Raw genomic sequence first — 19,887 nt, 5'->3', positions numbered from 1 at the left:
TGCAATGAGGTGGAGCGCATGACGATGTCCGGGAGCACGAGCGACCTCGGGGTGTTCCCACCCCGGCCGAACGCGATCGCGGAGCTGTTCGGCACCGAGAAGGTCGTCATCGGCGTGGTGCACCTGCCGCCGCTGCCCGGCAGCCCGCACTACCGGGGCACTCCGCTGGACGAGATCTGCGCCTTCGCGGTCGAGGAGGCGCGGGCCTACCGGGAGGGCGGCTGCCACGGGCTGATCGTGGAGAACCACTGGGACATCCCGTTCCTCAAGCCGGGCGAACACGGCTATGAGACGTCGGCGGCGATGGCCGTGGTGACCGACCGGGTGCGGAACGCCGTGCTGGCGGGGGCCGGCGGCCGGCTGGGGGTCAGTGTGCTGTCCAACGCCGCCGAATGCGCGATCGCCGCCGCCTGGTCCGGCGGCGGCGGATTCGTACGGGTCAACCAGTGGGCCAACGCCTACGTCGCCAACGAGGGCATCATCGAGGGCCAGTCGGCGCACGCCACCCGCTACCGCAGCCGGATCGGCGCCGGTCCGGTCAAGGTCTTCGCCGATGTGCACGTCAAGCACGGTTCGCACGCCATCGTCGCCGACCGCACCCTGGCCGAACAGACCGAGGACGCCGAGTTCTTCGGCGCCGATGTGTTGATCGCCACCGGCTCCCGGACCGGGGACGCCGCCTCGCTGGAGGAGGTCGAGGGCATCGCCGCCCACACCACCCTGCCGGTGGTGATCGGATCCGGTATCACCGCGGGTAACATCGGCGGCCTGCTGCCCGCCTGCGACGGGGTGATCGTCGCGTCCTCGGTGAAGGACAACGGCCGCTGGTGGGGCCGGGTGGACCGGGCCAAGGTCCGCGAGCTGACCGCGGCGGCGGCCGAGGCCGGAGTGGTGCTCCCGTGATCGTCTTCTGCGGGTACGCCAACATCGACCTGACCGTCGGTGTTCCGCGGCTGCCCGCTCCCGGTGCCCGGGTGCAGGCGACCGCCGTCCGCCACGGCCACGGCGGGATGGCCGCCAACGCCTCGGCGGCCGCGGCCCGCACCGGGGCCGACGCCTGGTTCGCGGGCGTGGTCGGCCCGGATCCGCGGAGCACGGCGTTCCTCGCCGCGCTCGACGCCGACGGGGTCCGCACCGACTGGACCGCCCGCACCGGCACCCTCACCACCGCTGTCGTCCTGCTCACCCCGGACGGCGAGCGCGCCGTCATCAGCCAGGACGACGAGCTGGACGCCCGGCACATCACCCGCACGGCACGGGCGGCCCGCGAGGCCGGGGCGGACTGGCTCTACCTCGACGGCTACCGCTTCCCCGGGGCCGCCGCCGCGCTGGCCGAGGCCGCCGCCGGCGCCCCGTCCGGCAAGCCGGCGCCGGGCGTGGTGGTGGACCTCGACGGCTGCGACCGGGCGGAGGCCCTGCGCACCGCGCTGACCACGGCCGATCACGCCGTCATCGGCCGGCCGCTGGCCGTCGCGCTGCTGGGCGGGGAACCGGCCCTGGCCCGGGCCGCCGCCGACCATGACGTCCATCTGGTCGTGACCGACGGTGCGCGCGGCTGGACGCTGCTGACCCCGGCCGGCGAACGCCACGCCGGCGCGGCGATCGACGTGGACACGGTCGACGCCACCGGCGCCGGGGACTGCTTCACCGGCGCCTACTGCGCCGAACTGGACCGCGGCCGGTCCCCGCTGGAGGCGGCGCGCTTCGCCGCCGTCGCGGCCGGCCTGTCCTGTACCCGGCCCGGCGCCCGCGACGGGCTGCCCGACCGGCGGGCCGTCGACTCCTGGCTCGAAGCCCATGCCACTCCCGGATCCCCGGAGCCGGACCGCCCCCAGTAGACAAGGAGAGCAGATGCGCCAGACAGTGACGGCCGTGGTCGCGCTGGGCCTGCTGCTGACGACCGTCGGCTGCGACACCCAGGCCCGCCGCGAGATGGCGGCCGAGAAGAAGAGCACCGAGCAGGGCCCGCCGCCGCCCGCGAAGGTCGCCGACTCCTGTACCGTCCGCGGCCACGCTCCGAAGATCGGTATCGTGCCCATCAACCTCCAGGCGCTGTTCTTCAACCAGATCAACACGGGCGCCCGGACCGTGGCCCGCAAGGCCGGTGTCACCACCCAGATCGTCAACGGCAACGACGACTCCGCCACCCAGTCCAACGCCATCGACGACCTGGTCGCCAACCACTACGACGCCATCATCGTGGACGCGGTCGACACCGAGGGCATCAAGCCCGCCATCCGGCGGGCCAAGGCGGCGGGCGTGCCGGTCGTCGCCGTGGACGCCACCGTCGACGACCCCGCGGTCTCGGTCCAGGTCGGCACCGGCAACGCGGCGGGCGGCCGGCGGATCGGCGAGGCCCTGCTGAAGACCGCCGGCAACCGCGGGGGGATCGGCGTCGTCGGCGCGCTCAACAGCACCATCCAGAACGAGCGGCAGAAAGGTTTCACCGACGCCGTCACCGCCAAGGGCATGAAGATCGAGAACGTGGTCGACGGCCGCAACATCCAGGAGAACGCCCAGACCGCCGCGGAGAACCTGCTCACCCGCGACCCCGGCCTGAAGTACGCCTACGCCACCGGGGAACCCGCCCTGATCGGCCTGGCCGCCGCCGTGGTCAGCCAGCACCGCACCAAGGACCTCAAGGTCGTCGGCTGGGACCTGTCCAGCCAGGCCGTGGACGGGCTGCGGGCCGGCTGGATCACCGGCGTCCTGCAGCAGAACACCTTCCGGTTCGGCTACGAGGCCATGAACTCCGCGATCGACCTGGCCTGCGGCCGCACCACCGCCAAGAACGTGCCCGTCCCCACCCAGCTGGTGACCCCGGACAACGTCAAGAACTACCTCTACTACCTGGAGAAGTGATGGGCGAGAACGCGCTGGTCTCCCTGAGCGGCATCACCAAATCCTTCGGCGCCGTCCGCTCGCTGCGCGGCGTCGACCTGACCCTGGCCCCGGGCGAGGTGCTCGGCCTGGTCGGCGACAACGGCGCCGGGAAGTCCACCCTGATGAAGGTCCTGGCCGGTGCGGTCCAGCACGACGGCGGACAGATCTCCATCGACGGCCGGAACGTCCGCTTCACCAGCCCCGCCGACGCCCGCCGCGAGCGGGTCGGCATCGTCTACCAGGACCTCGCCCTGTGCGACACCCTCGATGTGGCGAGCAACCTGTTCCTCGGCCGCGAACCCCGCAAGGGCCCCTTCATCGACCGCGCGACGATGCACGCCCGAGCGGCCGAAACCCTCTCCGAACTGCACGTCCGGGTGAAGTCCACCTACCAGGAGATCGGTGAGCTGTCCGGAGGGCAGCGACAGGCCGTGGCGATCGCGCGGGCGGTGTCCTTCCGCCCGCGTGTGCTGATCCTGGACGAACCCACCGCCGCGCTCGCCGTCGCCGAGGTCCGGCAGGTGCTGAAGATGATCCGCGACGTCGCCGCCCAGGGCGTCGGCGTCATCCTGATCACCCACCGGCTCCAGGACCTGTTCGAGGTCTGCGACCGGATCACCGTGATGTACGAGGGCCGCAGCGTCGAGGACGCCCCCATCTCCGAACTCGACATCGAACGGCTCGTCGCCATGATCACCCGCTCCGGCGCCACGGCCGGCGGGCCCGACACCCAGGAGGTGGCCTGACATGAGCGCCGACACCGCGATCCGCACCACCGCCGTGCTGGGCCGGCCCCCGGGCCGCTGGCAGCGCGCCAACAAGGCCACCCTGGCCATGCTCGGCGTGGGCGCCGCCCTCTTCCTCGGCTTCGGCATCGCCGCCCCCAACTTCCTGACCTTCACCAACCTGTCCAACCTGGCCACCCAGGTGGCGATCACCCTGATCGTGGCGGTCGCCATGACCTTCGTGATCAGCACCGGCCAGATCGACCTGTCCGTGGGCTCGATCCTCGCCTTCACCGCCACCTGTACCGCCGAGATGCTCCAGGCCGGCTGGGACTCCTCGGTGGTGATGGTCGTGGCGCTGCTCGCCGGGCTCTTCTGGGGCGCCGTCAACGGATGGCTGTCGGCCTATCAGAAGATCCCCCCGTTCATCGTCACCCTGGCCACCATGTCGGTCGTCCGCGGTCTGGCACAGCTGTGGACGAAGGGGTTCTCCGTCCCCATCGACGCCCGGCTCTTCGTCGCCAGGCTCGGCGACGCCTCCCTCCTCGGACTGTCCGCGCTGGCCTGGATCGCCCTGGTCGCGGTCGCGCTCGGAGCGGTCCTGCTGTCGAAGCTGCCGTTCGGCTCCTACGTCAACGGCATCGGTTCCCAGGAGGAGTCGGTGCGGCGGGCCGGGGTGAACACCGCCCGGATCAAGATGATCACCTTGATGCTGACCGGCGCGGCCGCCGGTGTCGCCGGGCTGCTCACCGCGGCCAGGCTGGGCTCCGGCTCCGCCAACTCCGGGCAGGGCTTCGAACTCACCGTGATCGCCGCGGTCGTGCTCGGCGGCACCAACCTGTTCGGCGGCCGGGGCACCGTGCTCGGCACCGTCATCGGCGCCCTCATCACCGGAGTCATCGCCAACGGCCTCAACCTGCTCGGGGTGAGCCCGTTCCTCACCCCCATCGTCACCGGACTGGTGCTGCTCGCCGCGATCTGGCTCAACCTGCGCGGCCGGGCGATGGCCGATCTGTTCGCGCATCTGACGGGCCGCTCATGAGCGGCGGCCCCGCTCCCCGCACGGTGACCACGGTGACCGGCCCCGTGCCCAGCACCGGGCTCGGCCTCACCCTCACCCATGAGCATCTGCGCAACGACGTCCGCAAGGCCGTCACCACCCCCGCCGACCCCGGGCTCGGCCATCTGCGCGACGCCCGCACCACACCGGAACTGGCCTGGCTGCTGCGCGAGCAGCCCTACGCCTGCCTGGACCACTGCGTGCTCGACGACACCGCGGGGATGCTGGCCGACCTGCGCGCGTTCGCCGCCGGCGGGGGCGGCACGATCGTCGACGTCACCCCGGGCGGACTGGGCCGCGACCCGGCGGCGCTGCGCGCGTTCTCCGAGGACAGCGCGGTACGCATCGTCATGGGCTGCGGCTGGTACCTGGAGCCCTACCACCCCCGCCCGCTGACACCGGCGGACGAGCGCCGCCTGGCCGCCGAACTGCTGGCCGAGTTCACCGAGGGGGCCGACGGCACCGGGATCCGGCCGGGTGTCATCGGCGAGATCGGCGTCTCCCCGCGGTTCACCGAGGGCGAGCGCACCGCGCTGCGCGCCGCCGCGCGCACCCAGCGCGAGACCGGCGTACCCCTCTACGTCCATCTGCCCGGCTGGCAGCGCCGCGCCCACGAGGTCCTCGACCTGGTGCTCGGGGAGTACGGGGTGACGCCGGCCGCCGTGGTGCTGTGCCATATGGACCCCTCGCACGCCGACCCGGACTATCAGCGGTCGGTCGCCGACCGCGGCGTCTGGCTCGAGTTCGACATGATCGGCATGCCGTTCCGCTACCCCGGCGAGGGGCAGTCCCCGGCGCCCCACGAAACCGCGCGGGCGATCGCCGGGCTCATCGCCCGCGGACACGGCGACCGCCTGCTGCTCAGCCACGACGTGTTCCTCAAGAGCATGCTCACCGCCTACGGCGGCAACGGCTTCCGCTATGTGCCGGAGCTGTTCCTCTCCCGGCTCGTCGAACACGGCGTTCCCCGGCGGACCGCCGAGGGCCTGCTGCGCACCAACCCGGCCCGGCTGTTCGAACACGCGGCCGCGGCCTGACCACCGTCCCACCGTTCCCCCCTACCCGTACGAAGGAGCACCCGTGAGCCGCGTCCTGATCGCCGGTGAGAGCTGGATCTCCCAGTCCACGCACATCAAGGGAGTCGACTCGTTCACCACCAGTACCTATGTCACCGGCGTCGAACCACTGCGCCGGGCGCTGGAGAGCCGCGGCCACCAGGTGGTGCACCTGCCCGCCCACCTGGTGCCCGGACAGTTCCCGGGCGACGCCGGGGAACTGTCCGCCTACGACGTCGTCGTCCTCTCCGACATCGGCGCGAACTCCCTCCAGCTCGCCCCGGAGGTGTTCGAGCGGGGCAGGCCGGGCGCCGACCGGATCGCCGCGCTGCGCGGATGGGTCGGCGACGGCGGCGGGCTGCTGATGGTCGGCGGCTACCTCTCCTTCACCGGTTTCGAGGGCAAGGCCGCCTACCGCAACACCGCGCTGCACGAGGTGCTGCCGGTCGAGCTGCTGCCCGAGGACGACCGCGTCGAACTCCCCGCGGGCGGCAGCCCGTCGGTCCTCGCCACCGGCCATCCCGCCCTCGGCGGGGTGACCGGCCCGTGGCCGCCGCTGCTCGGCTACAACCGGGTCCGGCCCCGCCCGGGCGCCGAGGTGCTGGCCACCCTGGGCGACGACCCCCTGGTGGCGGTGGCCGAGTACGGCTCGGGACGGTCGGCGGTCTTCACCTCCGACTGCTCCCCGCACTGGGCGCCCGTGGCGTTCTGCGAGGAGTGGGACGGCTACGCCCAGGTCTTCGGCGGCCTCGTCGAATGGCTCTCCCGGTGAGCCGGTCCGAGCGGCTCCTGAAGGCCGCCGCCCCGACCATGGAACGGGCGCTGGCCATGCGCTTCGTCACGGAGGTCACGGCCGGCACGATCAGCGACGCGGACTACGCCGACTACCTTGAGATCGAGGCCGGGTTCGTGGAGACGGCCACCCGGCTGCACGGACTGGCCGTGTGGGGCGCCCCCGACCGGACGGCACTGGAGCGCAACGCCCGCGCCGTCCACGCGCTGACCACCAGCCAGGCGGACTACTTCCGCGAAGCCCGCGCCGCCTGGCCGGTGCCCGCCCGGCCGGGCGCCGCCCGGCGGGCCGAGGTGCTGTCGCGGTACGCGCTGGACGTGGCCCGGGACGGCGGCTACCCGGCGGTGATGACGATGCTGTTCGCCGCGGAGAGCCTCTACCTCACCTGGTGCACCCGGGCGCAGGAACGGGGCACCGTTCCCAGCGGCGCGATCGCCGCGTGGGTGTCGCTCCACGCCGACCAGGCGTTCCGGGACGGGGTGCGGGCGCTGGCGGCGGAGGTGGACGCCCTGCCGGAGGAGGTCCCCCAGGAGCTGCTGCTCCGCTGGTTCACCGGCATGCTCGAGGCGGAAATCCACTTCCACGACGCCGTGTTCGGGTGACCGGACCCCGCTGACCGGGCCCCGCCGGTGTCAAGCGGGCCGCGGCGGGCGGGCCCGCGGACGCCGGTCGCCGTACGCACCGGGCGAGGTCCGCGGCCCCGGCGCGGTCACCGTACGCACCGGGCAAGCGCCGCGGACCCGGCGCGGTCCGCGGACAACCCGGCTCCGGACGGCCCGGCCCCGAACGGCCCGGTCCGCCCCGGGCGTCCGGCGGGGAGGGCCGTTTCGCGGGCACCGCGAGCCGGAGGCCGGAGTGGGCGACGGAGTTCTACGGGCTCGTCACCCCCGGCTCTCCCGCCGGGCCGGCCGGTACCCACTCGATCATGGTGATGTCCGGGCTCAGCACCGTGAACACGCCCCTGACCGGCTCTCCGATGACCGGTGTGCGGCCGTCCAGGCCGGTCAGCCTGCCGGGGATCCGGGGCCCGCGGTCGAGCTGGACCATGGCCACCGTGTAGGGCACGGCGTCGGCCAGCTCCGGGTGCAGTGCCCGCCGGTAGGAGGTGTGGCTCCACACCCGTCCCGACGGAGCCACCTCGCGCCAGGACCCGCCCGGCGTCCAGCACTCCGGGCAGCGCTCGCTCGCCGGGAACCGGACGTAGGAGCAGGCCCCGCAGTGCTGGAGGGACAGCCGCCCCTCCTTGGCCGCGGCCCAGAACGGCGCCCAGACGGGATCGATGTGCGCGGGGACGATGTGCGTCTTCACGAGTCCACCGCCAGGAGAGTCGCCGCCGCCTTGAGGAAGTCATGGGACGAGCAGTCCAGGGCGAACCGCGCGTCGGGGACCTGTCGTGGCCCGCATTCGCCTCTGAGCTGCCGGACGGCCTCGCACAGGTGCAGCCATCCCCACATGTAGCTCTCGGAGAGCTGGCCGCCATTGGTGTTGACGGGCAGATCACCGCCGGGACGGGTGTGCCCCTCGGCGAGGAAGGGACCGGCCTCCCCCGGTGCGCAGAAACCGTAGGCCTCCAGCATCTGGAGCACCCAGACCGACGTGGCGTCCTGTACGTAGAGGGCGTCGATGTCCTGGGGGCCGATGCTCGTGGACCGCCACAGGCGCTCGGCCGTGGCCCGGAGCCAGGGCCGGAGCAGGTTGTCCTCGTTCTGATCGGCGCGCAGCGCGGTCTGCTCCGCGATTCCGGCGATGTAGACCGGGCGGGTCCGCAGGTCCTTCGCCCGGTCGGCCCGGGTGAGGACGAGCGCCGCGCCGCCGTCGGACACCATCGTGAGGTCCGCCCTGCGCAGTGGCTCGGCCACGTAGGGGGCGGCGAGATAGTCGTCGATCGTCATCGGTGCGGTGAAGATGCTGAGCGGGTTGAGCCGTGCCCACTCGCGTTGCGCCACCGAGACCCAGCCGAGCTGTTCCTCGGTGGTCCCGTACAGGTGCTGGTGCCGGCGGAAGGCCATCGCCGCCGGCCCGGCGACGTGGACGAGGCCCGCGGCCGCGGCGAACTCGGCGCCTCCGCCGACGACGTTGCCGAAGTTCACCCGCTCGCTCCGCTGGTTGGTGCCGTAGGCCAGGACGACGGTGTTGGCCAGGCCCGACACGATCGCCATCACGCCCAGGTGGAGCGAGAAGTTGCCGGTGCCGTAGTCCAGGGTGGCGCTGAACGCGGGGTTCAGGCCCAGAAGATGGCCGACCTGTTCGTCGATCCCGGAGCGTCCGGTGAGGTTGCGGCAGGTGATGAGAGCGTCGACGTCGGTTTTCCGCAGCCCCGCGTCGTCGAGGGCGAGGCCGATCGCCTCGGCCGCGATGTCGTTCGCGCCGCGGCCGGGCAGTTCGCCCTGCTCCGTCGTGCCCACGCCGACGAGCGCTGTCTTCATGGCGATGCTCATCGCGGCCCTCCCGCGGGCACCGGCGCTGCGGGGACGTTCCCGTCGGGCCGTCGCGGGGTGGCCCGGGCGGCGCCGGAGCACGCCCCGGCCGAAGTGGCGGCCGGAGTGGCGGCCGAGCCGTCCCGGGAGGGCGGCCGGGAAAGGGAAGGTGTCATGGCCTGTCCTTCAGCAGTAGATCGAGGTGTAGAGCTGTTCGATGTCCTCTGCGGACGGGACCCTGGGGTTGTTGGCGGGTGAACCGGACGCCAGGGCCTGCTGCGCCATGACCGGGATGAGGCGGTGCCACGCCTCGTGGTCGATGCCGTACTCCCGAGGGGTCGGCACCTGGAGGTCACGGCACAAGTCCGCCAGGCCCGCCACGAGTCGCCGGGCGGCGGCACCGTCGTCGTGGCCGCTGTCCGCGAGCCCGAGCGCCCGCGCGCAGTCGGCATAGCGAGCCGTTGCGGCACTGATCGAGAACTCCGTCACCGCGACCAGGAGCATCGCGTTCGACAGGCCGTGGGCGACCTGGAAATGGGCGCCGATCGGCCGGCTCATCCCGTGCACGAGCGCGACACTCGAGTTGGAGAAGGCGATCCCGGCCTGGGTGGCGGCGACCATCATCGCGGCCCGGGCCTCGGCATCGCTGCCGTCCGCGTGGGCCCGGCGCAGATGCCTGCCGATCGAGGAGATGGCGGTCAGGCACAGGCCGTCGGTGAGCGGGGTGGCCTTCTTGCTGACGTACGCCTCGATGGCGTGGGTCAGGGCGTCGATCCCTGTGTCGGCCGTCAACCGGGCCGGCATGGAGAGCGTCAGCTCGTAATCCACGATGGCCGCGGCCGGCAGGAACGACCTCCCCGCGCAGAGCATCTTCTCCTGCGACACCGAGTCCGTGATGATCGTGAACTGGGTGGCCTCGGAGCCGCTCCCGGCGGTCGTGGGGACCGCGATGACCGGCAGTGCCGGGCCGTCGTTGCGCACCGGCGCCTTGTAGTCCGCCATCGCCCCGCCCTGCGCCACGAGGAGGGCCACCGCCTTCGCGGTGTCCATCGGACTTCCTCCGCCGAGTCCGATGACCGCGTCACACCCGTGTTCCCCGGCCGCCGCGACGGCGGCCTTCAGCGAGTCGGTCGTCGGGTCGGGGACGGTCTCGTGGAAGAGGCGCGGCGTCATCCCTTGCGACTCCAGGATGGTCATCACCCGCCGGGCCGGCCCTGTGTCCAGCAGGAACCGGTCGGTCACGACGAGCGGCCGGCACAGTCCGAGCGTCTTCAGGACGTCCGGGAGCTGGGCGAGCGCACCGCCTCCGACACGCAGGTCCCCGGGTTGCGAAAACTGGCTGATGGTGGGCGGCACGTGGGTCGTCATGGCTGGTTTCGCCTTTCCGCCAGGCAGAGATTCCGTTGAACGGAATGCAATTCCGCTGTGATTGCCGGGTGACCATACCCCCCTGCCGCCGCCACGGCAACGCCGAACCGGCGGGCGGGCACGGAGCGCGCGGGGGCATGGAGCACGCCGAGTCACGGAGCACGCGGGGTCACGGGGGTTCGCCCACCGGGCCGGGGCGGCGAGGTCCCGGTCTTGCCCGCCCCCGTGACGCTCCGTATTCTGTTCAGTGGAATTGGATTCCGAAAATCGTGCGACGAGCCCGGGTGGCCCCGGTAAGGCGAGGGTGGAGAGAGACCATGAGCACCACGAACAAGCGCGCACAGCGCCCGGAACAGGCCACCGCGGGGACATCCGGCACGGTGGCGCGGGTGGCCCGGCTGCTGGCCGCCATCGCGGACGCGGACGGGCCGGTGGGGGTCGGCGACCTCGCCGAACGGCTGGGCCTGGCGCCCTCGACCGTGCACCGCCTGCTGCAGCTTCTGCGCGCCGAGGGCCTGGTGTCGGCGGAATCCGGCGACCACAGGTACGCTGCCGGTGCCGAGTTCTACCGGATCTCCGCGCGAGTCGTGGCGTCCGCCGATGTGACCTCGATGGCGCGCCCGTACATCGAGGCCCTGGCCCGGCGCTTCGACGAGACCGTGCTGTTCGGCCTGTACCTGCCCACCCGGCACGCCATGGCCTTCACCGCACGGGCGGACGGCACCCAGGCCCTTCAGTACCGCATCCAGATGAACACCCCGGGCTCGCTGATCTGGGGCGCGTCGGGCCGGGCGATCCTGGCACACCTGCCGGAATCCCGGATCGAGGAGGTCATCGGCGCCGCGGAGCCCGCTCCGGCCACCGGTGCCCTGCCGCCCGGCCGCGCGGAGCTGGAGGCGGAACTCGCCCGTATCCGGGAAACCGGTTTCGCGCTGACCGAGGGCGAGAAACTGCCGGAAGCGCGCGGCATCGCCGCGCCGGTCTTCGGGCCGTCGGGCGTCCTCGGCTGTCTGCTCCTCACTTCACCCAAGAACCGACTACCGCACGGTGACGTGCACGTCATCGGCTCCACGATCGCGGACGCCGCCGCCGAGTTCTCCCACGCGGTCGGCGGACCCGACAGAAAGGCCACTGAGTGACTTCGCCACATCTCACGCCGCCCCGGCCGGACGGCGAACCGACCGGTACCGGCGGCCCGCTCCACGGGACGACGGTCCTCGATCTGACGAATTTCCTGTCCGGCCCCTACTGCACCCAGATCCTGGCCGACCTCGGCGCGCGGGTCATCAAACTCGAGCCGCCGGACGGTGATTCCAGCCGCGCGATCCCGCCGCACTTCGTGGCCGGGGACAGCGCCTACTACCTGGGAAACAACCGCTCCAAGGAGAGCATCGCCGTCGATCTCAAGCGGCCCGAGGGGCTCGAGATCGCACAGGACCTGATCGACCGGGTCGATGTCGTCGTGGAGAACTTCCGCCCCGGAGTCTGCCGGCGCCTCGGTTTCGACGTCGAGGAGATACGGCGGCGCCGGCCGGAACTGGTCTGGGCGTCCATCAGCGGCTTCGGGCAGGCCGGCCCGTGGCGCGACCGGCCGGCGTACGACCTCATCGTCCAGGCCCTCTCGGGTGTGATGAGCCTGACCGGTGAGCCCGGACGGCCCTCGGTCCGGCTCGGAATCCCCGCGGGCGATCTCGTCGCGGGCATGTTCGCCGCCATCGGTGTCCTGGCCGCCCTCGCGGACCGGGCCCGGTCCGGCCGGGGTGACCAGATCGACGTCGCCATGCTGGACTGCCAGCTCTCGATGCTCTCCTACCAGGCCGTCTACTCGATGATCGACGGCAAAGCGCCCCAGCGCCAGGGATCGCGCCACGACTCGATTCCCACCTACCGCAGCTTCGTGGCGGGAGACGGACGGGAGTTCGTGGTCACCGCGAACACCGAACGCATGTGGCGGGAGCTGTGCGCGGCGCTGGAACTCGACGAGCTGGTGGACGATCCCCGGTTCGACAGCGCCGGAAGCCGTCTGAAGAACAAGGAGGCGCTGTGGCACCTCCTGGAGTCGGCCTTCACGCGCCGGCCGGCGGCGGATTGGGTGGCCCGGCTCGCCGCGCACCGCGTTCCGGCGGCCCTGATCAAAACCGTGCCCGAGGCGATCGCGGACGCCCGCGAGGCGGGGCGTGAGATGGTCCTCGACCTCGGGCACGACGACGGCCGGAAGGTCAGCGTCATCGGCAATCCGGTGAAGTTCACCGATCATCAGCCGGCGGCCCCCGCGTTCCCGCCGCACCTCGGTGAGAACGCCCACGCCCTGCTGAACGGTTTCCTGGGATACCCGGCGCAGCGGGTGCGCGAGCTTCAGGAAACCGGCGTACTCGCGCGTCCGCGGCAGTGAGTTCCGCCGGGCGGTGGCCCGGTCGGGTGGACGACGGGCACCGGTCTCTTTCCGGCCAGTGACCCTCCCTCCGCCCGCCGGCCGGGCCACCGCCCGGCGCGTCGCACCCGGCGGATCAGGGCGGCCCCCGGTGGCGCCGGGTGGCGCACGAATCGGCGCCCGGCCGACTGCCGTCGGCCGGGCGCCCGGAACACCTCATCGCGGCGCCGAGGGGCGCACCGCGTCACATGGGTCAGGAGACCCGGCCCGCGTACTCCGCCCGGGGCGAGTCCTCGTGCCGCGCGTCGAGTTCGCGGAGGTCGATGCCCTTGGTCTCGCGGATCAGCAGTCCTCCGACGACGACCACGACACCGAGCGCCATGATGTACGCGTTGAAGATCCAGCTCTTGCCGAGCGAGTCGAGCCAGGTGTTGAGGTACGGGGCGGTCCCGCCGAAGATCGCCACCGACAGGGAGACGACGAATCCGACGATCGTGGCCCGGATGCGCGTGGGGACCTGCTCGGCGACCACGGCCGGGTAGATGGCCCCGACGCACGCCCAGACCAGTTGCCCGAGGACGAGCGCGACGAACAGGGTCCAGGGTGCGTCGGAGACCATGTTCGCGATGGGGAAGGCCAGGACCACCATGAGCAGCCCTTGTGCCAGGACCAGGGGCTTGCGGCCGAACCTGTCCGAGGCCATGCCGAGCAGCGGCAGCAACAGGATGATGAGTCCTTGCGCCAGGAGGCTCACGGTGAACGCCGCGTTGGCATGCATACCGTGCCCGGAGATGGCGTTCGTCGGAGCGAAGGAGATCCACGCGTAGAAGGAGATGTTGGTGCCGACGGACAGCAGGACGATGAGCACCCCGGCCCGCAGCGCCGACCGCCAGTTCATCGGCCTGGCAGGCGTTTTTGCCACCGCCTCCTGTCCGGTCGTGTCCATGAACACATCGGTCTCGACCGAGTTGCGGCGCAGGTACAGGGCGAACAGACCGAGGACTCCCCCGAACGCGAAACCGACGCGCCACCCCCATGCCGTCATGTCCGCCGGATCGAGCAGGCCGCTGAGGGTCGCCGCGCTGGCCGTCGCCGCCATCAGACCTATGGTCGAGGCCACGAAGGGCATGCACGACCACAGGCCGCGCTTCTCGGGGGGCGCGAGTTCGGCGGCGTAGGTGTACGAGACGCCGGCCTCGCCACCGTGCGCCAGTCCCTGGACCAGCCGGACCACCAGGAGGAAGACCGAGGCCCACACACCGACGTGGTCGTACGTCGGCATCGCCGCCATGGCGACGCTGCCCCCGGCCAGCAGGCACATGGTGAGAACCATGACGCTCCTGCGGCCGAGCCGGTCGGACAGCCGCCCGAAGACCAGCCCCCCGATCGGGCGGGCGACGAATCCCACCGCGAACACCGCCAGGGTGGCCAACAGGCCGGATGCCGGATCGCCCGAGTCGAAGGCGTTCGCCGCCAGGTAGACCGAGAAGGTGCCGTAGAGGTTCCAGTCGAACCACTCGAGCGCGTTGCCGACCCCGGAGGCGATGAGAGACCTGCGCTTGGCATCCTTGATCGTTCGGGACTCTGGCGCTTCGGCTCTGAAGTCCATTTTCTCTCCACTTCGTCGTGGACAGTCACACGTAGACCGGTGGCTGCTGTGTTGATCGAGGGGAATCGAGGAGCACTCGGGGTTGACCACCTGGTCCTCGGACGAACCGGATGACACGCTTCTGGCCGGAAAGGGATCTCCTCCAGCTCGACGGGCACCGACATGTCCGCCGCGGCTGGGTGGTGGGTCCACATGGCCCGCGGCGGCGACCAGGGCGCCCTCCGCGGCAGGTCCCGCCCGCACCGGGGCGCTGTAGCCGCCGTGAAACCTTCGCGTCAGCCGTGTCGGGACGACAGTAGAGCGACTCCGTACCCGTGACAAGAGATAGGACGGGGAAGTGTCGACTCTTCAGGGAGCGCTCCGGGTTCAGTCCGATGTCCGCCCGAGCAGCTCGGAACCGTCGAACAGGGTCATGAGCCCGGCCAGCGCGTTGGTCGCCATGGAGCGGTTGAGCGCGGCCGCGAGGCCCGCGTCGCGCTCATGGAGCGCGAGCATCAGCCGCTCGTGGTCGGCAAGGGAGCGCTCGATCCGCCACGCCCGGGACATGCCCAGGTGCCGCAGCTGCATCACCCGCAGCCCCAGTCCGTCGATCGTGCGCTTGAGCGTTCCGTTCCCGCACAGCAGGCACGCCTGCTCCTGGAACAGGACGACCTGCCAGAAGTAGGCGTCGCCGGAGACCGCCGCGGCCGCCCTCATCGCCTCCAGGCAGGCATCGAGGGTGCCGAGTTCCTCGTCGTCCGCGCGTTCCACCACACGAGCCGCCACCAGCGCGTACAGCTCGCCGCGCAGCTCGTAGATCTCGCGGATCGTCTCCTTGGAGAACGAGGCGGCCCGCGGCCGTCGCCGCGGGGGGATCTCGACCATGCCCTCCTTCTCCAGGACGAGCAGGGCCTCCCGGACCGGCGTGCGGCTGGTCCCGAACCGCCTGGCCAGCTCGAAGGAGTTCAGGTCCGCCCCGGGGCCGACCCGTTCCTCGATGATGTCGCGGGCGACCTCGACGGCGATCTGCCCGACCAGCGAATCCTGTCGGCCGTCCACTCCGAGCAGCCGTGCCAGTATGCCGTCGACCAGGTCGCCCGGCTTGGCGGCCCTGGCACTGGGTCCATTCGACGCTGACTCCATGGCGCAACACTAAGCCCGGGCGGCCCCGGCGCCGACCGATGGCCCGTCCGGTCGGCAGCACGCGGGCGGCGCGAAGCAATGTCGCCCGGGGCCTCCCCAAAGTGTCGACTCTTTGCGTATGGTGGGTGCGTCCCCCTCTCCTCGGCGGAGGCGAGGGGCCTTAGAGACGCCATCCGGACTGCCACGGCCGTTCCCTGAGCCCGCTCTCCCGTCGCCCCCGGCGACCGCGGACGGCTCGTCGAGCACGGTCCGGACCCCACTGTCCCGGTGCCCCGCGCACCGGACCGCTTCCACCTCAGCATCCGGCGACCCGTCGCCGGTGCCCCATCCGTGAGGAGAACCGCATGAGGCTCGCCAACAAGTTCGCAGTGATCACGGGTGCCGGATCCGGCATGGGCCGGGCCGGCGCGTTGCTGTTCGCCCAGGAGGGGGCACGCGTGGTCGTGGCCGATCTCGACGCGAAGGCGGCCGAGGCAACCGCCGAACTCGTGCGCGGCAAGGGCGGCGAGGCGGTCGCCGTCGCCGCCGACGTGTCCACGCTGTCCGGCAACGAATTGATCGTTCGCACCGCGCTGGAGACCTTCGGCGCGCTCGACGTCTTCTGGGCGAACGCCGGCGTGGCCGCCCCCATGAGCCCGGTGGCGGAGCAGTCGATCGACTTCTTCGACACGCTGATGGGCGTGAACGCCAAGGGCCCGTGGCTGGGGGCACGCGCGGCGATGCCCGCTCTGCGGGAGAGGCCGGTCTCCTCGTTCATCATCACCTCGTCGCTGTCGGGATTCCGGGCGCGTCCCAACAACAGCGCCTACTCGGCCTCGAAGGGGGCCGCCATCCAGCTGACCCGCGCGCTCTCGGTCGAGTTCGCCCCCGAGGTCCGGGTGAACTCGGTGGCCCCGGTCTCCACGGAGACGCCGATGCTGCGCACCTTCATGGCGAAGCAGGACGACATCGAGGGGACGATCGCCGGTCAGCGGGCGGGCGTTCCGCTCGGCCGGCTCGCGCTGCCCGAGGACATCGCCAAGGCGGCGCTCTTCCTGGCGTCCGACGACGCCGAGTTCATCACCGGGGTGACCCTCCCCGTCGACGGCGGTATCTCGGCGCGCTCCTGAGCCCGTCCGCACACCGCCAAACCCCCGACCGATCTGGAGACACGCATGCACCGCCAGTACTACGGGTCCATCATCGACGGCAAGGAGCTGCCCGCGGGCCGCGCCGCGGTCATGGACAGTATCGACCCCGCCACCGGTGAGGTCCTCGCGCACATACAGCGCGCGGACCAGGCGATCGTCGACGAGGCCGTCGCCAGCTCCGAGCGCGCGGTCCACGCGTGGCGCGACGCGGACGGCGCCGAGCGGGGCCGGGCCATGCTCCGGCTCGCCGACCTCATCATGCAGAACATGGACCTCCTGGCGTACCTGGAGTCCGTGGACAACGGCAAGCCACTGCGCGAGGCCCAGGGCGACGTCCGCCTCGCGGCCGGGTACTACGCGTACTACGGCGGCGTCGCGGACAAGATTCACGGCGAAACGGTGCCGCTGGGGCCCGGTTTCCACTCCTACACCCGCGTCGAGCCGTACGGGGTGACGGCGCACATAGTCCCCTGGAACGCGGCGTTGCAGCAGACGGCGCGCGGAGTCGCGCCCGCGATCGCCGGCGGCAACACGGCCGTCGTCAAACCCGCCGAGGACACCTCCATGGCGGTCGTGGAGTTCGCCCGGCTGGCCATCGAGGCGGGCATTCCGCCGGGCGTCGTCAACGTCGTCACCGGGCTCGGCGACGAGGCGGGTGCGCGGTTGGTCCAGCACCCCGGGGTGCGCCGGATCGCGTTCACCGGGTCGGTCCCCACCGGCCAGTCCGTGCTGCGCGCCTCGGCGACCCACCTGAGCCCCGTCACCCTCGAACTGGGCGGCAAGTCCCCGAACATCGTCTTCGCGGACGCCGATCTCGACGCGGCGGCGGTGGGTTCCCTGGCGGCCATCAACTTCAACGCCGGCCAGGTGTGCATGGCGGGCAGCCGGCTCCTGGTGCACTCCAGCGTCCACGACGAGTTCGTGGAGCGGCTCGCGGCCCTCGACCGCCAGGTCGGGCTGGGACGCGGGCTCGACAACCCCGACATGGGGCCCATCACCACCGAGAAGCAGTACCGCAAGATCCTCGACTATCTGGAGATCGGGCGGGCCGAAGGAGCCGAGGCCGTCGTGGGCGGCGGCGCGGCCCACGTCGACGGCCTGGAGTCGGGGCGTTTCGTGCAGCCGACGGTGTTCGTCAACGTCCGCAACGACATGCGCATCGCCAAGGAGGAGATCTTCGGTCCGGTGTTGTCCGTCATCCCGTTCGACGACGAGGACGAGGCGGTGAGCATCGCCAACGACACCCCCTACGGTCTGACCGCCGGTCTGTGGACCACCGACCTGTCCAGGGCGCACCGTGTCGCCGCGCGGATCGACGCGGGACAGGTGTCGGTCAACAACTACTTCGCCGGTGGCATCCGCACGCCCTTCGGCGGCTACAAGATGAGCGGCTTCGGCCGTGAGAAGGGACCGGACGCCGTCTACCACTACCTGCAGACCAAGACCGTCAGCATCCAGCTCTGAACAGGACGGTTCATGCGCGAGATCACTGCCAAGCAGACGGCCGCCGAACTCGGCTCGTACCTGGGGACGTGGAACGACGCGGTGGCGGCGGAACACGAGGACTCGCCGGAGTTCTTCCGCCGTTTCGCGGCGATGGCCGACGTGCCGCGCCGCCGGGCCGCGCTGTCCCCCGTGGACCAGGCCCTCATCGGTGTCGCGGTGGTCGCGAACACCGCCAACACCAACTGGCCGCGGTTCGACGCCTACGTGCGCACCGCGCTGGAACGCGGCGCCACCCGCGGCCAGGTCCGTGACGTGCTCCAGCTGGTCAGCATCATGAGCATCCACGCGATGACGGTCGGTGTTCCCGCACTCCGCCGAGTCCTCGAGGAACGCGGCCACGCGGTCGGCCACGAGTCCGACGAGCGACGGGCCCGGCTGCGTGCCGAGTTCGAGCGCCGACGTGGCTACTGGCACGAGACGTGGGACGACATGCTCGCCCTCGACCCCGAGATGTTCGAGGCGTACACACACTTCTCCACGGTCGTGGCGGAGCACGGCTCACTGGACAGCCGGCTGCGTGAGCTCATCTACATCGCGATCGACTGTGTGGTCACCCACCTCTACGTTCCCGGTGTGGAGATCCACGCGCGCAACGCACTCGATGCCGGTGCCACGCCCGACCAGATCCTGGGCGCCATGGAGATCGCCGTGCTGACCGGCGCGGATCCCTACTTCGAGGCCATCCAGCGGCCGACGGGACTCCCCGCGGCCGAGCGGCCCGGTGGCTGACACCGGTTTCCGACGCCATGCGGTGGCCGGGGCGGCCCCGGCCCCCGCGTCCGCCGGTCCGGCCCGGCCGTTCGCCGGGCCGGCCGCTTGCCGTCATGCGCACCACCCCACCGGCTGAGGCCGGGCCGACCAGAGGACCGAGATGCATCGGACACCAGGCACACCGAAGCCCCACCCGAAGCCCCATCCCAAGCCCGATCCGCTCCATCTCCCGCGCTTCGACGGCCGCACCGCCGTCGTCACCGGCGCGGCCCGCGGCATCGGCCAGGCCATCGCCCGCGGGTTCGCCGCGGGCGGCGCACACGTCGTCATCGCGGACCTCGACGCCGGGGCCGCGGCCTCGGCCGCCGAGGAGATCGCCGCCGAAGGTGGCCACAGCTCGTTCCTGGGTGTCGACGTGACCGACTCCGCGCAGGTGGCGTCGCTGATGCGGCATGCCGTCGCAGCCGGGGGATCGCTCGACATCCTGGTGAACAACGCCGCCATCACCACCACCCGGATCGTCGAGGAAACCGACGAGGCGGTCTGGCGGAAGGTCCTCGACGTCAATCTCACCGGCGCGTTCCTCTGCGCCAAGGCCGCGCTCCCGGTCATGCGGGCCCAGCGGTACGGAAAGATCGTCAACATCGCCTCGGTCGCGGCCAAGCGGATCAGTTTCAACGCCGGCGCGAGCTACACCGCGAGCAAGGCCGGGCTGGTCGCCTTCACCCGCCACCTCGCCTACGAGGCCGCCCCGGACGGCATCAACGTCAACGCGGTCTGCCCCGGCCCCGTTCAGACGCCGATGCTGGCGGCGGTAGCCGACGAGGAGACACTGCGCACGCGGTCCAGGAGCATCCCGCGCGGGCGGCTCAGCACCCCGGAGGACCAGGCCGGGGCCGTCCTCTACCTGGCCTCGGACCACGCCTCGATGGTGTGCGGCCAGGCACTGGACGTCGATGGAGGAGCCCTGCTGGGCTGGTACGACCCCGAAACCTACTTCCGGCGCCGCGGCGCACCCCGCTGACGGCGGGGAGCGGTGGCGGTGGTGCCGCCTTCCCCCGCGGCCGGCCCGTGCGGCGATCGGCCGACCCGGAGCGGGGGTACGGCCGGGCATGGGGACGGCCGCGGATGACGAGG

The 19,887-nt window shown here is 71.8% G+C and carries 19 protein-coding genes; 14 read left to right on the top strand and 5 right to left on the bottom strand.

The features are described 5' to 3' along the window. Window positions 1-18: 18 nt before the first annotated feature. The 8 genes from AXW62_RS21030 to AXW62_RS20995 are packed head-to-tail and all read left to right on the top strand — an operon-like array spanning window position 19 to window position 7,118. The gene (locus tag AXW62_RS21030) at window positions 19-903 is read left to right on the top strand and encodes a BtpA/SgcQ family protein (protein ID WP_214516866.1); all 885 of its coding nucleotides are present in this window, start codon (window positions 19-21) and stop codon (window positions 901-903) included. Then, window positions 900-1,838, top strand: coding sequence for a carbohydrate kinase family protein (locus AXW62_RS21025; RefSeq protein WP_060945904.1), 939 nt, complete (start codon window positions 900-902; stop codon window positions 1,836-1,838). Before AXW62_RS21030 ends, AXW62_RS21025 begins: the two co-directional genes overlap by 4 nt. Window positions 1,839-1,851: 13 nt before the next feature. Next, complete coding sequence (locus AXW62_RS21020) at window positions 1,852-2,862, top strand: substrate-binding domain-containing protein (protein WP_060945903.1); 1,011 nt, start codon at window positions 1,852-1,854, stop codon at window positions 2,860-2,862. Beyond that, a complete protein-coding gene (locus AXW62_RS21015) occupies window positions 2,862-3,629 on the top strand; it encodes an ATP-binding cassette domain-containing protein (RefSeq protein ID WP_051886260.1) in 768 nt (255 codons plus the stop codon). The genes AXW62_RS21020 and AXW62_RS21015 overlap by 1 nt, the downstream gene beginning before the upstream one ends. Before the next feature lies 1 nt (window position 3,630). Then, window positions 3,631-4,650, top strand: a complete 1,020-nt coding sequence (locus AXW62_RS21010) for an ABC transporter permease (RefSeq protein ID WP_060945902.1) — start codon at window positions 3,631-3,633, stop codon at window positions 4,648-4,650. A gap of 32 nt (window positions 4,651-4,682) precedes the next feature. Further along, on the top strand, window positions 4,683-5,705 hold the full coding sequence (locus tag AXW62_RS21005; protein WP_214516865.1) for a phosphotriesterase family protein: 1,023 nt from the start codon (window positions 4,683-4,685) through the stop codon (window positions 5,703-5,705). Window positions 5,706-5,748: 43 nt separating this feature from the next. After that, complete coding sequence (locus AXW62_RS21000; RefSeq protein WP_060945900.1) at window positions 5,749-6,495, top strand: glutamine amidotransferase; 747 nt, start codon at window positions 5,749-5,751, stop codon at window positions 6,493-6,495. After that, window positions 6,480-7,118 carry a TenA family protein gene (locus tag AXW62_RS20995; protein WP_060945899.1) on the top strand — a complete coding sequence of 213 codons (639 nt, stop codon included), beginning with the start codon at window positions 6,480-6,482 and terminating at the stop codon, window positions 7,116-7,118. Before AXW62_RS21000 ends, AXW62_RS20995 begins: the two co-directional genes overlap by 16 nt. Window positions 7,119-7,386: 268 nt before the next feature. Here AXW62_RS20995 and AXW62_RS20990 read toward each other — a convergent pair whose 3' ends face one another. The 3 genes from AXW62_RS20990 to AXW62_RS20980 form a co-directional block, all read right to left on the bottom strand. Continuing rightward, window positions 7,387-7,824 carry a Zn-ribbon domain-containing OB-fold protein gene (locus AXW62_RS20990; RefSeq protein ID WP_060945898.1) on the bottom strand — a complete coding sequence of 146 codons (438 nt, stop codon included), beginning with the start codon at window positions 7,822-7,824 and terminating at the stop codon, window positions 7,387-7,389. After that, window positions 7,821-8,954 carry a thiolase family protein gene (locus AXW62_RS20985; RefSeq protein ID WP_060945897.1) on the bottom strand — a complete coding sequence of 378 codons (1,134 nt, stop codon included), beginning with the start codon at window positions 8,952-8,954 and terminating at the stop codon, window positions 7,821-7,823. The genes AXW62_RS20990 and AXW62_RS20985 overlap by 4 nt, the downstream gene beginning before the upstream one ends. Before the next feature lie 165 nt (window positions 8,955-9,119). Further along, window positions 9,120-10,301, bottom strand: coding sequence for an iron-containing alcohol dehydrogenase (locus tag AXW62_RS20980; protein WP_060945896.1), 1,182 nt, complete (start codon window positions 10,299-10,301; stop codon window positions 9,120-9,122). Between the two features lie 317 nt (window positions 10,302-10,618). Here AXW62_RS20980 and AXW62_RS20975 point away from each other — a divergent pair, with 317 nt between their 5' ends. Both AXW62_RS20975 and AXW62_RS20970 read left to right on the top strand, forming a co-directional pair. Beyond that, on the top strand, window positions 10,619-11,440 hold the full coding sequence (locus AXW62_RS20975; RefSeq protein WP_060945895.1) for an IclR family transcriptional regulator: 822 nt from the start codon (window positions 10,619-10,621) through the stop codon (window positions 11,438-11,440). Then, window positions 11,437-12,693, top strand: coding sequence for a CaiB/BaiF CoA transferase family protein (locus AXW62_RS20970; protein ID WP_060945894.1), 1,257 nt, complete (start codon window positions 11,437-11,439; stop codon window positions 12,691-12,693). Before AXW62_RS20975 ends, AXW62_RS20970 begins: the two co-directional genes overlap by 4 nt. A 232-nt stretch (window positions 12,694-12,925) precedes the next feature. Here AXW62_RS20970 and AXW62_RS20965 read toward each other — a convergent pair whose 3' ends face one another. Further along, entirely contained in the window at window positions 12,926-14,281 is a 1,356-nt protein-coding gene (locus tag AXW62_RS20965) for an MFS transporter (protein ID WP_051886263.1), read from the bottom strand. Between the two features lie 366 nt (window positions 14,282-14,647). After that, window positions 14,648-15,403: a GntR family transcriptional regulator gene (locus AXW62_RS20960; RefSeq protein WP_060945893.1), complete on the bottom strand. Its 756-nt coding sequence runs from the start codon at window positions 15,401-15,403 to the stop codon at window positions 14,648-14,650. 344 nt (window positions 15,404-15,747) lie between these two features. Between AXW62_RS20960 and AXW62_RS20955 the strand changes: the two genes are divergently transcribed. The 4 genes from AXW62_RS20955 to AXW62_RS20940 all read left to right on the top strand — a co-directional run bounded on the left by AXW62_RS20955 (window position 15,748) and on the right by AXW62_RS20940 (window position 19,774). Beyond that, complete coding sequence (locus AXW62_RS20955; protein WP_060945892.1) at window positions 15,748-16,512, top strand: SDR family NAD(P)-dependent oxidoreductase; 765 nt, start codon at window positions 15,748-15,750, stop codon at window positions 16,510-16,512. A gap of 45 nt (window positions 16,513-16,557) precedes the next feature. Then, complete coding sequence (locus AXW62_RS20950; RefSeq protein ID WP_060945891.1) at window positions 16,558-17,997, top strand: aldehyde dehydrogenase family protein; 1,440 nt, start codon at window positions 16,558-16,560, stop codon at window positions 17,995-17,997. A 12-nt stretch (window positions 17,998-18,009) separates the two neighbouring features. Further along, complete coding sequence (locus AXW62_RS20945) at window positions 18,010-18,768, top strand: carboxymuconolactone decarboxylase family protein (RefSeq protein WP_060945890.1); 759 nt, start codon at window positions 18,010-18,012, stop codon at window positions 18,766-18,768. 142 nt (window positions 18,769-18,910) lie between these two features. Next, a complete protein-coding gene (locus AXW62_RS20940) occupies window positions 18,911-19,774 on the top strand; it encodes an SDR family NAD(P)-dependent oxidoreductase (protein WP_060945889.1) in 864 nt (287 codons plus the stop codon). Window positions 19,775-19,887: the final 113 nt, after the last annotated feature.

The sequence above is a fragment of the Streptomyces hygroscopicus subsp. hygroscopicus genome (genome assembly GCF_001553455.1).
Lineage (GTDB): Bacteria > Actinomycetota > Actinomycetes > Streptomycetales > Streptomycetaceae > Streptomyces > Streptomyces hygroscopicus.
Note: the sequence above shows the minus strand (reverse complement) of the source record. Positions and strands in the feature narration are given on the sequence as shown.